The sequence below is a fragment of the Azonexus sp. GW821-FHT04F04 genome (assembly GCF_059420025.1).
The window spans coordinates 184137-197952 of the sequence record NZ_JBWKSX010000005.1 but is presented as its reverse complement, the minus strand read 5'-3'; the positions used below and the strand labels follow the sequence as shown (position 1 = coordinate 197952).

14 protein-coding genes are annotated in these 13816 nt (G+C 58.8%); all 14 read left to right on the top strand.

Annotated features, from left to right (window positions below):
* The first annotated feature begins 3 nt into the window (after positions 1 to 3).
* The 14 genes from AC07TV_RS12295 (at position 4) to mshL (ending at position 13813) form a co-directional block, all read left to right on the top strand.
* On the top strand, positions 4 to 1230 hold the full coding sequence (locus AC07TV_RS12295) for a type II secretion system F family protein (protein WP_494648646.1): 1227 nt from the start codon (positions 4 to 6) through the stop codon (positions 1228 to 1230).
* 7 nt (positions 1231 to 1237) lie between these two features.
* Positions 1238 to 1666, top strand: a complete 429-nt coding sequence (locus AC07TV_RS12290) for a type II secretion system protein (protein WP_494648645.1) — start codon at positions 1238 to 1240, stop codon at positions 1664 to 1666.
* Between the two features lie 60 nt (positions 1667 to 1726).
* Positions 1727 to 2293, top strand: a complete 567-nt coding sequence (locus AC07TV_RS12285) for a prepilin-type N-terminal cleavage/methylation domain-containing protein (RefSeq protein WP_494648644.1) — start codon at positions 1727 to 1729, stop codon at positions 2291 to 2293.
* Positions 2294 to 2317: 24 nt separating this feature from the next.
* Positions 2318 to 2719, top strand: coding sequence for a pilin (locus tag AC07TV_RS12280; protein WP_494648643.1), 402 nt, complete (start codon positions 2318 to 2320; stop codon positions 2717 to 2719).
* Positions 2720 to 2843: 124 nt separating this feature from the next.
* Positions 2844 to 3311 (top strand): pilus assembly FimT family protein, encoded by a 468-nt coding sequence (locus AC07TV_RS12275; RefSeq protein WP_494648642.1) that lies wholly within the window; start codon positions 2844 to 2846, stop codon positions 3309 to 3311.
* On the top strand, positions 3301 to 3861 hold the full coding sequence (locus AC07TV_RS12270) for a type IV pilus modification PilV family protein (protein WP_494648641.1): 561 nt from the start codon (positions 3301 to 3303) through the stop codon (positions 3859 to 3861). The genes AC07TV_RS12275 and AC07TV_RS12270 overlap by 11 nt, the downstream gene beginning before the upstream one ends.
* Positions 3845 to 4666: a prepilin-type N-terminal cleavage/methylation domain-containing protein gene (locus tag AC07TV_RS12265; protein WP_494648640.1), complete on the top strand. Its 822-nt coding sequence runs from the start codon at positions 3845 to 3847 to the stop codon at positions 4664 to 4666. Before AC07TV_RS12270 ends, AC07TV_RS12265 begins: the two co-directional genes overlap by 17 nt.
* Complete coding sequence (locus AC07TV_RS12260; RefSeq protein ID WP_494648639.1) at positions 4663 to 5151, top strand: hypothetical protein; 489 nt, start codon at positions 4663 to 4665, stop codon at positions 5149 to 5151. The genes AC07TV_RS12265 and AC07TV_RS12260 overlap by 4 nt, the downstream gene beginning before the upstream one ends.
* A 156-nt stretch (positions 5152 to 5307) precedes the next feature.
* The gene (locus AC07TV_RS12255) at positions 5308 to 9366 is read left to right on the top strand and encodes a hypothetical protein (protein ID WP_494648638.1); all 4059 of its coding nucleotides are present in this window, start codon (positions 5308 to 5310) and stop codon (positions 9364 to 9366) included.
* A 68-nt stretch (positions 9367 to 9434) separates the two neighbouring features.
* Positions 9435 to 10361: a hypothetical protein gene (locus tag AC07TV_RS12250; RefSeq protein WP_494648637.1), complete on the top strand. Its 927-nt coding sequence runs from the start codon at positions 9435 to 9437 to the stop codon at positions 10359 to 10361.
* The gene (locus AC07TV_RS12245) at positions 10358 to 11017 is read left to right on the top strand and encodes a hypothetical protein (RefSeq protein WP_494648636.1); all 660 of its coding nucleotides are present in this window, start codon (positions 10358 to 10360) and stop codon (positions 11015 to 11017) included. The genes AC07TV_RS12250 and AC07TV_RS12245 overlap by 4 nt, the downstream gene beginning before the upstream one ends.
* Positions 11014 to 11700 (top strand): hypothetical protein, encoded by a 687-nt coding sequence (locus AC07TV_RS12240; RefSeq protein ID WP_494648635.1) that lies wholly within the window; start codon positions 11014 to 11016, stop codon positions 11698 to 11700. The genes AC07TV_RS12245 and AC07TV_RS12240 overlap by 4 nt, the downstream gene beginning before the upstream one ends.
* Positions 11685 to 12080 (top strand): hypothetical protein, encoded by a 396-nt coding sequence (locus AC07TV_RS12235; protein WP_494648634.1) that lies wholly within the window; start codon positions 11685 to 11687, stop codon positions 12078 to 12080. Before AC07TV_RS12240 ends, AC07TV_RS12235 begins: the two co-directional genes overlap by 16 nt.
* Positions 12077 to 13813 (top strand): pilus (MSHA type) biogenesis protein MshL, encoded by a 1737-nt coding sequence (gene mshL, locus AC07TV_RS12230; protein ID WP_494648632.1) that lies wholly within the window; start codon positions 12077 to 12079, stop codon positions 13811 to 13813. Before AC07TV_RS12235 ends, mshL begins: the two co-directional genes overlap by 4 nt.
* Positions 13814 to 13816: the final 3 nt, after the last annotated feature.

The following is a 13816-nucleotide window of genomic DNA, read 5'->3' as shown; positions in this document are numbered from 1 at the left end:
GGCGTGGCCAACTTTGCCTACAAGGGACGGGATGGCGGTGGCAAGCTGATCGAAGGCGTGCTGGAAGGCGCCAGCTCGGGCGGCGTGGCTGACGTACTGCTTGGGCGCGGCATCACACCGGTTTCGATTCAGGAGACCCGCGCCGCGGCAAAGAGCGCCGGTGATGGTGGCTTCGATTTGTTCAAGCCCAAGGTCGAACACGTTGATATCCTGCTTTTCTCGCGGCAGATTCACACGCTGCTCAAGTCTGGCGTGCCGATCATGCGTGCACTGAGCGGTTTGCAGGAGTCGGCAACCAACCCGGCGATGAAGGAAGTGATTCGCGATGTGCGCGAAAGCCTGGAGGCGGGCCGCGAACTATCGGTATCGCTGGCGCGTCATCCCAAGGTGTTCAACCCCTTCTATATTTCCATGGTGCGGGTGGGCGAGGCGACCGGCCTGCTCGACGAAATTTTCCTGCGCCTGTTCGATCACCTTGAGTTCGAGCGTTTCATGCGCGAACAGGTCAAGTCGGCGCTGCGCTACCCGATGTTCGTCGTGATGGCCATGGCAGCAGCCATCATTGTCGTCAATATTTTCGTCATCCCGGCTTTTGCCAAGGTATTCCAGGGCTTCGGTGCCGAATTGCCGCTGATGACGCAAATTTTGCTCGGTTTCTCCAATTTCATGGTCGCCTGGTGGCCGGCCATGCTCGTCGGCACCATTGCGGCCGTGTTCCTTTTCAAGGCCTGGATAGGCACCGCGGCGGGGCGCATGCAGTGGGAGTCATTGCTGTTGCGTTTTCCGATTGCCGGAAAAATCGTCCGCAAGGCGGCGATGGCCCGCTTTGCCCGCAGTTTTGCCCTTGGCATGCGCAGTGGCGTGCCGGTCATGCAGGCACTGACCAATTCATCGCAGACCGTCGATAACAGCTACATCGCGGCCAAGATCGAAGGCATGCGCGATACCGTCGAACGTGGCGAAAGCGTCGTCCGTTCGGCCATTGCCTCGGGGTTTTTCTCACCTGTCGTGCTCCAGATGATTTCGGTTGGCGAGGAATCCGGGGCGCTCGATGACATGCTCGAAGAAGTTGGCCAGATGTACCAGCGCGAAGTCGAATATGAACTGAAAACGCTCGGCCAGCAGATCGAGCCAATTCTTATCGTTTGTTTGGGCGCGCTGGTGCTGGTACTGGCGCTTGGTATCTTCCTGCCGATGTGGGACCTCGGCAAGGTCGCCATCAAGCGTTGATGCATACATGCGGCGCTATTACGAGTTCGCGGTCGTCGTCGTCCTGATCGGCATTCTCGCTTTGGTGCTTTTGAAGGCGTTGGGGCGAATGAGCAATGAAATGGAAGAAGCCAGCGTGCAGTCTGAAGTGTCGGCGATACGAATTGGCTTGATGGAGGTGGTGGCGCACCGGGAAACCTTTGGCGGCAGTTTGCCGAAGAGCGACAACCCGCTCGAGTGGGTGGCTGCTCGGCCGGCAAACTATGTGGGGGAAGTGGAGGTTGTGCCGGACAGCAAGGCAGTCTGGTATTACGACCGCAGGGCAAAGGAGCTTGTTTACCGCTTTCGCGATGGGCATCGGGCCAGATTCAGGCTCAGCCGCGACGGCAATGTGGACAGCCCGAGAGCTGTTGTGGCTGGCGTCGGATTGTTGCGACTTGAAGATCAACGAGAATAAATGTTGAGAAGGAATGTGAATATGTCTAAAGTAATAAAACTTATACCCGTTAAGCCTGACATGAACCATAAACCCGCCCATCGCAGGCAAGGCCAGTTTGGCTTTACGCTGATCGAGCTGATTGTTGTTGTCATCATTCTCGGCATTCTGGCGGCAGTTGCCTTGCCGCGTTTCGTCAATTTGCAGCGTGACGCCCGCATAGCTAAGTTGCAGGCAGCTCGCGGCAGCGTTTCGGCCGCCTCGGCGCTGGTCCATGCCACCGCGTTTTCGCGGGCCGGCATTGCCGATACGGCACCTTGCGCCGGTGGCGGCACGGCGGATAACGCGACCGGGGCGAGCGGCACCATTTGTACTGAAAGTGGCCTCATCAACATGGTCTACGCCTACCCGGCGGTGACGGCAATCGGCACCGCCGGCATCCTGTCCATGGCCGGTCTGACCGGCGTTTTCAACCCGACCGCGGCGCAACTGCAGGCCGAGGGCTATACCTATGATGTCGCCGGCGGTGTCGCCACCTTTGGCGTCCTCGGCGCAACAACAGCAGCGACCTGTTTCTTTACCTATACCCAACCGACGGCGCCGAATACTGCGGCAACGATCAGCGGGCTGACCACGACCGGATGTTAATTTTTTAATTTTTAGGAGTTGGTGATGAAAGCTATGCAAAAAGGTTTTACCCTGATCGAACTGGTAGTTGTAATTGTCATTCTTGGCATTCTGGCGGCAACGGCGCTTCCGAAGTTCATTGACTTACGCTCTGATGCACAAGATGCCGCCTTTCAGGGTGTAAAAGGCGCCGCTGCATCTGCAATGTCAATCAATTATGCGGGATGTGCCGCGACAAATAATGCCGTGACAACCAACAAGTGCGTAAAAGTCAGCAATTGCAATGAGGTAGGTGGCGTCATGCAAGGTGGCTTGCCGGCTAACTATAGTGTTGCTTCAGTCGCGCTGACACCGAATGGCACCTCCGGCACCTGTACCTTGGCGCTTACTGGCTATACCCCGCCAGTTGGCACCGATACATTTACGGGCATAGGCGCCGGCAACTGATCCACGCTTTTTCGGGCAATCTACGCAAGGCGATGGTTGTGAGAAGACCACGGCTGTATATAGTCGTGGTCTTTTTCTATTGTCGACAACTTTTCTGTGACGCTTACATGCAGCCAGTGCCCAAATGGTGAATGTGTCACAGCGCGGGTTTACGTTGGTCGAACTTGTCATGACCATTGTGATCATTGGCATTCTGGCCGCGGTTTTATTGCCAAAATGGAACGGCAACTCGGGTTTTGACGAACGTGGTTTTCGTGACCGCGTTGTGGCCAGTTTGCGCTACGCCCAGAAATCCGCAATCGCCAGTCGGCGGACGGTTTGTGCCAGCTTTTCCTCGCCGCCGGCCAGTGTCACTTTTGCCATCTCGACTGCCAATGGAGCTGTGAATTGTGCGACTGGCAACGCGCTATCCGGGCCGGAAGGCAATCCACTGGTCGTTACGGCAACCGGTAGCGTTACCTTCGCCGCCTTGCCAGCCGATGTAGTCTTTGATGCCGGTGGGCGACCAGGTGGGGCTGCGTCGATCAATGTTTCCGGGCTTCCCGCTGCGCTGACGATCACCGTTGAGGCGGAAACGGGCTATGTCCATTAGCACCTCCCTGCAGCGCGGCATCACGCTGGTCGAGCAGATCGTGTTCATCGTCATCGTCAGTGTTGGCGTGATCGGTCTTGTTTCGGTGATGAATCCGGCCATCCGGGCCAGCGCCGATCCAATGCTGACGAAGCAACTTGTCGCCATTACCGAGTCACTGCTCAACGAGGTCATGCACCAACCGTTCACATGGTGCGATCCGGATGATCCAGCAGCGTCGACGGCGCAGTCTTACGGCGATTGCGTCAGTCCTCAAAATACAAATACCACAGCGTCATTCAGTGGTGTCGAGACTCGTTTTGGCATTTCGCCTGCTTCGCCTTTCGACAACGTGTCCGACTACGGCGTTCATTCGTGGGCCAATATCGACGATCCCTCCGGCAGCAACGCCATGGCAGGCTATACCGCCAGTGTTGCCGTCGCGCGGGCCGGAACTGCTCTGGGCCTGGCCGATGACACGGCGGCCCTTAGCGTGACGGTGACCGTTTCCCGCGGCGCCGAAACCTTTTCTTTGACCGGCTATCGTTTTCGTTATGCGCCGCGCATTTGATTTTCGGCCGTTTTTTCGGGTTGACCGTGGATTCACACTGGTCGAGATGATCATTTCGATTGTCATCACCGGCATCATCGTTTCGATGGTGGCGATGTTCGGGCGCGGGCAGGTTGATGCCTACATCGATGCCGGCAACCGGGCCGAATTGTCGGATGCGGCCGATACCACCTTGCGCCGGGTCGCCCGCGAATTGCAATCGGCACTACCCAACAGCGTGCGGCTTTCCGGCAGCAACTTTCTCGAGTTTGTGCCGATTCACGATGCCGGGCGTTACCGTGTCGAGCTGGATTCCACGGGGGGCGGCGACCTTCTGAATTTCGCCAGCAATACCGACGCGACTTTCGATGTCCTCGGGCCGCCGGTGACCATTCTGGCTGGTGACCAACTGGTCGTTTTCAACCTGGGTCAGCCCGGTTCGGATGTGTATGAAGGCACCAGCCGGCGGGCGGCGACCGCCGGTGTTGGCCTCAACAACATCACTTTTGCCCCGGCTGGCACGCAGTTTCCGCTGACCTCACCGCAAAACCGCTTCCAGATCGTTGGTGGCCCGGTGACCTATGAATGTACCGGGGCGGCGCTGGTCCGGCATTCCGGTTACGGTTTTCTCGCCGCGCAGCCCGTGGCCTTTGGCGCGCTGGGCGGCGTGACTGCGCTCCTGGCCGACAACGTTACCGGCTGTGCCTTCAATTACACACCGGCGATTCTCCAGCGCAACGGCTTGGTTGTCCTGCGCCTGACGCTGACGCGCAACGGCGAGTCGGTCGAACTGCTGCATCAGGTCGATGTGCTGAATACGCCATGATTTCAATTTTGCCCGTTTTTTCCGGTCGACCGTGGAAGTCTGGAACTTCGCTTCCAGGGCACCAGCGCGGTGTCTCGATCATCACCGGGGTCTTCCTGCTGCTGCTGATGTCAGTTCTGGCCGCCGTCATCGCCAATGTTGTTTCAACAGCACATGTAAACCAGGCGGCCGATATCGGCGGCGCGAGGGCCTATCAGGCGGCGCGGGCTGGTGTGGAGTGGGGCATGTTCCAACTTGATCCGAATGCCCAGAGCGCCGGGCTGCCGGCCTGTGTCAATGGCACGCCGGCCATCCCGGGGCATGCGGTGACGGTCACTTGCCAGAGCTGGGATACCACCGAAGGCACTCGGCAGCTTCGTTTCTACCGCATTGTTTCGCTGGCGATTGCTGCCGGCGTCAAGGCGCCGGGTATCGAGCGGCAGGTCGAGGTGACGCTGGAAAAATGCCGGGATCCGGCGAGAGTGATCGCGCCATATGACTGCTGAACGGGGGGAAGAATGATTCGGTTATTGGTGTTTCTTCTGTTGGCGGTGTCTACCGCAGCTGCCTCGGGTGCAACTTGTACCAGTCGTCGCGATGGAAATTGGAGCTCGAGCAATACCTGGAATTGCGGGTCGGGGAGTAGCAATGGTCCACCGGCAGTGGGTGATGCCGTAGTAGTACGCGGCAGCGATAGCGTTACGCTCAACACCAACAGCAATTCGCTGAGCAGCCTTACTGTGAATTCGGGTGGATCAATTTCCGGCGATAGCAACAGCCGAACGATCTACCTGGCCGGTAACTTGAGCAATAGCGGCACCATCAGCATCCAGGGCGGGAGCAGTAGTCGAATCGTTTTGCAGGGCGCATCGACTTGGAGTGGCAATGGAACGGTACTTCTCGATTATCTCGATATCAATTGGAACGCGCTAACGCTTGATTCCGCATCAGCCGCTGTCATCCATCTGACCGATAGCGATCCGTTCCAGAATGTCGGCGGTTTCAACAATAGCGGGTCGCCGAACCGTGTTGCTACCGTATACCTGGATGGCGGTGGCCAGTCCTATAACGACTACAACATCCAGATGCCCAATCTGGTCGTAAGCGGTGGAACCAAGACGGTTTCGTCGAGCAGCTTCGTCGTTCTCGGCAATCTGACGATCAACAGCGGTGCAACGCTGGGTACGGATGCGGTGAGCACGGTCACACTGGGCGGCGACTTGACGATCAACGGCACACTATCGTCATTCAGTGGTGGCTCGACGACATGGACCTTCAATGGCAGCGCAACGCAGCATATTTCGGCAGCGGCCGCCTTCCGCAACGTAACCCTCAACAACAGCAATGGCCTGGTAATCGACGGTGACCTGACCGTTGGCGACAGTAGTTGGGGAACCTTGACACTGAGCGCGGGCAAACTGACCACGGGCAGCAACGCAGTAATTATTCCGAAGAACTGTAGTGGCAGCATGATCAGCCGGGTTGCCGGGACGTGGATCAACGGCAACCAGCGGCTGACCATGCCGTCGTATAACGCCACCTGTATCTTCGATGTCGGCGACAGCAGCAACTATGCGCCGATCACCTTTGCCTATCCCTGGCACAGTAGCCCGCTCGGCGGCACCGTCACCGGTGGGACGACCGGCGGCGATCATCCAGATACGACGGCTGGGACGTCAGGCGTAGATAGCGCGAAGAGTGTCAACCGTTATTGGGTTTTGGCCGCCGGTGGCAGTTCCACCTTCTATACCTACGACGCCACATTTCAATATTGCAATGCCTCCGGCAGTGCTAACTGCGGGGTGAATGACGTCGATGCCGCGGCGACGCCGGGCAACTTTGTCGTTGGCGAAAAGGCATCAGGAACCTGGTCGGTTCTGACGCCGACGGCGCCATCGGCAAGCAGTCGAATGGTGAGCGGGGCGACGACGTTTGGGGCCTTCGCAATTGGTCAAGCCGGTGCGACCGTGCCGAACAGTTGCCCGCAGCCGACCAATACCCCGGCTGGCCTGACTCTGACCTGCCAGTGCGATAGTTTCGGGCGAACTTCCCTGAACCCCTCGCCGATGTTCACCAGCAGTAACTGGATCGTGTCGACCAGCGACAGCACAGGGATCGTGCCTTATATCAATAGTTCGACCGGCATTCTGCGGCTGACTGAAAGGACGGGCAACAATGCCAAGGCAGCGACGGCCCCCGGTTTTTTCCCGGCGGCTGGCAACTACATTTCGGTTGAGTTCAAGCACTACGCCTATAACGGAAGCGGGGCCGACGGGATCGCGATGGCCCTTTCCGACTACACGGTTCCGGCTGTTCCTGGCGCATTTGGTGGCTCCCTGGGTTACGCCCAGAAGACCTCCGGCGGCGTGGCAAGTGGCTTTGCCGGGGGGTGGATCGGCGTAGCGGTGGACGAGTATGGCAATTTTTCCAATCCGAACGAAGGGCGGGTCGGTGGAATCGGCTTTATCCGGGACGGTGTTGCCGTGCGTGGTTCTGGCTCGGGAACTACCGGTTATCCCTACCTCGGTGGGACCAGCGGCAGCTTGACGCCCGGCGTCGACAACGCCGGTTCAAGTTCCCCGGCTTACGGGCATTACTACCAAATCATCGTCGATGCCAGAAATTCGGCGTTGGGCCAAACCTGGGTCGCAGTCAATCGGGATACCTCAGGGTCGGGGGCTAGCTATTCATCGGTTGTCCCAACGTTCAATGCCTATGCTGCGGCAAGTGCTGCCGGCTATACCCAAGCACCCGTGCCGGCCAACTGGCAACTCTCCTTTACCGGGTCTACCGGTGGCTCGACCAATATCCACGAATTGGGGGAAGTACGGATATGCGCTCAATATTACGTTCCGCCTGATGGTGGGACGGCAGGGGGATTCAGTGCGATCGATGAGGCCTATTCCAGTTCGGTGCAGAATTTTCTGACTGGCCACATATACACGAAACTGGCTGGCACGCCTTTCAAGTTGAAGCTGGCAGCGCTATCCAACAGCCAAATCCAGACGACATATGCGGCGAGCGGTACGAAGACGGTGACTGTCAAGTTGGTCGACAACAGCGATGGCCTGTGCGGAGATGACTCGAGCCGGGCAAGCGCCTGCGCGACCAATGCCTGCAATGGCAAGTCGGCGATCAGCGGCGGCAGCCAGTCACTGACTTTCAGTTCGAGCGACAAGGGGGTCAAGACCTCCGGCAACTTCACCATCAATTCGGCCCATTCCCGGCTGGTAGCGGTAATCAGCGATGGGACGACGACGGCCTGTTCAATTGATGGCTTCGCGGTGCGTCCGACCCTGTTGTCGGGCGTCGCCTCGTCGGCATCGAACGCAACGCTGGCCGGTAGCCCGAAACTCAAGGCAAATACCGATAGCTTTACCTTGTCGGTCAGCGCCAATGCCAGCGGTTATACCGGTCAGCCCAAAATCAATACGACCGGGATGGCTGCCAATACAGCAGCTTGGGTACTCGGCGCGATCTCGCCAAGCACTTTTCCGAACGCCGTATCGGGAGGATCGAGTTCGACGGCGAGCGGAAGCTTTCTTTATTCCGAAGTCGGAAATTTCCGTTTTCTTGGCTACGATCCGGCAACCGACACCACCTCGCAACGCGGCATTTACGATGATGATTGGGTTAGTGTCGATAGCGCAGCCACCAAGAACGATTGCGTGGCTGGAAGTTACAGCAACGCCAAGGATGCAAGCGGCAAGTACGGCTGTTCTTTCGGACTTAATGAGACCGGCGCATCGGCTCCTAATTCTGCGTGGTTCGGGCGCTTCGTGCCCGATCGCTTTGTCTATTTGGGCGGCAGCATTTTGCAGTTTTGCAGTGCGCCCACCCCGTTTACTTACATGGGCCAGCCCGCCATCGGCATCGCCTATCGTTTGCAGGCGACCAACGGTAGCGGCGCGGTGACCAGCAATTATTCGCAGTCACTCGGCTACCCGGTGGTAAATCCTGCGCTGGTCGCGGAGGATCAGGCTGTTACGCACCAAGGCTGCGATCTGGCGAGCCGAATTAGTGGTTTGGCTAGTGGGCAATGGTCGAATGGTCTTTTTGTGTTGAATGACGCTGACGCCAACAGTGTTCCTGATTCCGCCTCGGCCACATTCTCCATGCCTGCTGCTACTCCCGTTGCGCTGACGGCTGCGACCTGTGCTGCGACAAGAAACAATGCTGGCGGACCATTCTGGCTGCTCGATATCGGCGTAGCCATGAACGATACCGATGCTGGGGCTGTGCTCGCTGCGGCCGATATGGATGCGGCTAGCGCAGGGCTGTGCAGTGGGACTGGGTGTTCTGCCAGAAAGCTGGGTACGACAGGCGTGCTTGATGGTCGTTTGCAACTGTCCAATGCCTACGGCAGCGAATTGTTGCCGCTCAGTGTGCCGATCAAGCTTCAATATTGGACATCCGCCGGCTGGACGATGAATTCGGCTGACAGCTGCACATTTCTGACTGTGCCGACCAACGGCAACAGCGGATTGACCAACACCGTGGCGACGAAAACCACAGCATTGCTCAACGCGCCAGTGCAGTCCGGCGATACGAAGTTTCGCTTGACCGCGCCCGGAGCCGGAAATGCCGGACTGGTCGATATTTCGGGCGCCATTTTGCGCGGCGCGAATAGCTGGCTGACCTTGTCGGCGCCCTCCGCTCGCGCCTGTTTTGGTGTCTGCGGTCCACGTTCTCCGGTGATCTATTTTCGCGAACGGTATTGATTGAAAAAACCATTGAAAAATAACGCGTTACTGGATATCCTTCTGAAAAAACTTAAGGTGTCGGGACAATGTGGCCGAATATTGGGGTGAAGTTCGAGGCGGGGTGGATGTCGGTTGTCCGGCATGGCGATCGCATTGACCTTGCTCATGTCATTTGCCCGGTTGGTAAACGCCCTGAGATCAAGCTCTGCGACTCGTTTCGCATCGAGAAGAGCGAAACCGACGCCTTGTCCCGTCTTGGCCAGAGTCGTGGCCTGAAGCGTTACCGTTGCGCTGTCCTGCTTGGCGAGAACGATTACCGGCTGGTGCAAATTGACGCCCCCGCCGTGCCGGCCGAAGAGCGGGTGCAGGCCTTGCGCTGGCGCCTCAAGGATGTAGTCGATTTCCCGGTTGATGACGCTGCAATTGCCGTCGCCGACATTCCTACCGAAGGCGGGCGCCAGGCTAGCGTCTTCGCTGTCGTCGCACCGGCCTCGGTGGTCGGTGAGCGGATGGCCCTATTTCACGAAAAAAAGATTCCCCTCGAAGCCATCGATATTCCCGAAATGGCGGTACGTAATGTTGCCGTGCTTTTCGAGGAGCCCAATCGTGGCTTGGCTTTCCTTGCCTTGACCCAGGGCGACAGCTTGCTGACCATCACCTGCGGCGGTGAACTTTTCCTGTCGCGGCGTATTGAAATCGATTCGAATGCCTTGGCCACGGCAGATGAAGAGCGGCGCCGACAAATTCTTGAGCGTCTGGCGCTGGAACTTCAACGCACGCTGGATAATTTTGATCGACAGTACGGTTTCATCTCCGTTTCGCGCCTCTTGGTAGCTTCCGAGTTCGACTGCGCGGGAACGGTTGCCGGGCTTGTCGAGAATCTCTATTTGCCGGTGCAGGCTGCGGATCTTGCTACGGTGGCCGATTTTGCGGGATTGCCTGAATTGCGTTCGGCCGAGCGTCAGGCGCAAAGTCTGCTCGCTATTGGCGCAGCGCTCAGGAGCAAGGCATGAGCCAGCAGATCAACCTGATTCTGCCGGCCTTGCGGCCGCGTTTTGACTGGCTGGCCTTGCCGGTGGTGGCCGGGGCGGCCCTGGTTGGCCTTGTGTTGGTCTGTATTCTGGCGGCCTTGGGTGTGAATCAGGCGATGAATCTTAGGTCTCATGAAGCCGAAATAAAGAACCAGTTGCTGGCTGCGCAGCAGCAGGTTCAGTCGCTTGGTCAGTCTCTTGCCGCTCGCCAGGGAGACACCTCGCTGGATCGCCAGATAACGGCGGCGCGCTTGGCCGTTACCCAGCGCCAGGAAGTGCTTGCCGTTATCGCTCAAGGTGATGTGGCGCAGGGAAGCGCGTATTCCGGCCTGCTGCAGGGATTTTCCCGACAGACCCTTGAAGGTGTCTGGTTGCTCGGTTTCGGTTTTGCCGACAAGGAAATCGAGATTCGCGGCCGATTGCTCGATCCGGCCTTGCTGCCGACCTATATCAATCGGCTCAATGACGAGCCGGCCTTTGCCGGCCGTCGATTTGCCGCGCTCGACATGAAGGGCGTCGATCCGGCCGACGAAAAGCCCGAGGCAGCTGCCTCCGCCGTAAAGCCCAAGGTGCCGGCGCGTTATACCGAATTCACTCTGCGCACTGAACTGGTCGCCGGGCAGGAGAGGGCGCGATGAAAGCACTGTGCCAGCAATGGAATCGCTTGTGCCGCCGATATGCGGCATTGTCGCAGCGCGAACGTTTGTTTGTCGCACTGGCTCTGGTGCTTGGCCCGCTGCTGATCGGCAATGCGTTGTTTGTCGACCCGCAATGGAGCCGCAGCAAGGCAATGCAGAATACCATCGCCACTGAGAGCGCTTCGCTGGCGGCCATGCAGACGCAGGCGGCCAGCCTGCAACAGGAATTGAAAGTTGATCCGGATGCCGGCAGAAAAGCCGAACTGGCGGCCCTGATTGCCCAGCGCAGCCAGCTGGATGAACAACTACGCCAACAAGGCTCGACGCTGGTTCGGCCCGAAGACATGAATGGTCTGCTCGAACGCCTGCTGGCCCGGCACTCCGGCTTGCGTCTGGTCAGCCTGAAAACGCTGGCGCCGCAAAGCGTACTGCGGGAAAAAGAGGGCGCCAAGGAAACCGATGGCAAACCGGTCGAGCGCTCCTTTGACCTTTATCGGCATGGTGTGGAAATTCGCCTCGAAGGCAGCTACGGCGAGCTTCAGGCTTATCTGGCCCAGCTCGAAAAATTGCCGCAGCGCCTGCTCTGGGGACAGTTGAGCTATCGCGTGATTGATTACCCGCGGTCCGAAATGACCCTGACCGTTTATACCCTGAGTCCGGACAAGACATGGTTGACCCTATGAGGCTGATTGCACTCGTCCTGCTTGTTGTAACGACCTCGGCTCAGGCCCAGTCGGCCGATCCGACCCGTCCGCCAGCGGCCTGGCTGGCGCCGGTCGATGATGCCCGATCTGCTGGCGAGAGTTCCGGCGGTTTGCGCTTGCAGTCGGTGCTGATGCGCCAAGGTGGCCGACCGGTTGCCGTGATCGGCGGCAAGACCGTTACCTTGGGTGATCGGGTCGGCGGGGCGACGCTGGTCCGCCTCAACGAGCGCGAAGCGGTATTGCAGGGGGCAGATGGGGTGACGCATCTTTACCTGACTCCCGACGTTGAAAAACAGATGATTGAAACGCCCAAGCTCCGCAAGACGGGGAAATCCGGGCCAGTGAAGGGTCTGCCATGAGCAAGATTTTGATGATCGGATTGTCGGCGCTCGTGCTGAGTGCATGCAGCAACCAGCATGCGCGTCGGGGTGATGCATTCGAACGTGTCGACAAGGAGCTGGGGGCTGCCGCGGCGAGCAAGGCGACCCGGTCACAGGGCGATGTCGTCGGCCAGGCCATGGTGCCGCCGTTGCAGCTTGATCAGCCGGTGGCAGCCAAGCCGGAGCCGCGCTTCAATCTGGCTGTGAATAATGCTCCGGTGGCCCAGGTACTGAATGCCCTGGTTTCCGGTACCCAGTACAGCATGCTGTTCCCGCCGGACTTGTCGGGCACGGTCAGCCTAAATCTGAAGAGTACGACGGTGCGCGAGGCGCTCGAGACGCTGCGTGAAGTCTATGGCTATGACTACCGGGTCCAGGGCACCCGGATCTATGTTCAGCCGAACACCATCCAGACGCGTATTTTCAAGATCAATTATCTGGCCAATCGGCGTCAGGGCATGAGCGACATGCGGGTAACCGGCAGTTCGCCGACTACCTCCACGCCGTCGACGACCAGCGGCGCCTCGAGCGGGGCGGGCAGCATTCCGGCCGGAACCACGGGTGGCCAGCCGCAGCGGAGCAACGACAGCGCGCGCGTGCAGACCACCTCGGACTACGATTTCTGGAAGGATCTCGGCTCGGCACTCAATTCGATCGTTGGTTCCCAGGAAGGGCGCAACGTCATCGTCAATGCCGGGTCGGGCGTCGTACTCGTCAAGGCTTCGCCAGTCGAATTGCGTTCGGTCGACGAGTACCTGAAAGCAACGCAACTGGTGGTTGAACGCCAGGTCATGCTTGAGGCGAAGATCATCGAAGTCTCGCTGAATGATTCGTATCAGACCGGTATCAACTGGAGCAAGTTTGGCGGTCTGCTTGGTGGCCAGGTTGCCTTCGGTACTTTGGCGCCGGGGGCGTTACTGAGTGGTTCGGCGACCCTGGGCGGCGCGGCCACGGGGGTTACAGCAGGGACGGTGGTTAGCGCAGTGCCCGGGGCCAACGGTTCTATTGGTACGACTAACGCCGGCCGAGGGTTCTTTGGCCTGGCTTTCCAGTCGCAGAATTTTGCTGCGCTGCTTTCCTTCCTCGAAGGGCAGGGTGACGTGCAGGTGCTGTCCAGCCCACGCATCGCGACGACCAACAACCAGAAGGCCGTACTCAAGGTCGGTACCGACGACTTTTTTGTGACCGGTATCAGCACCAACACGACGACCAGCGCCGCCGGCAATGTCGTGACGCCGAACATCACATTGCAACCGTTCTTCTCCGGGATTGCGCTCGATGTGACGCCACAGATTGACGAGGAGGGCAACATCATCCTGCACGTTCATCCATCGGTCAGCGTTGTTGAGGAAAAGGTGAAGAATGTCAATCTTGGTAGCCTTGGCACCTTCACGCTACCGCTGGCCTCGAGCAGTCTCAACGAAACCGACAGCATCGTCCGCGTCCAGGATGGCAGCATCGTCGCCATTGGCGGCTTGATGAGCCAGGAACAGAACACCAGCCGCTACGGCCTGCCCGGCATCAGTGGTGTGCCGGGCCTGGGCGCCTTGTTCGGCCAGAAGAGCGTGTCGAACAAGAAGCGAGAACTGGTCATCCTGATGCGGTCGACGGTCATTCGTGATGAAAATTCGTGGCGCAATGCTTCGGCTGAAACACAGGAGCGGCTGCAGGGGTTGGACCCGCGCCAGCAGCGCAAACTCGAATGGCAATAATCG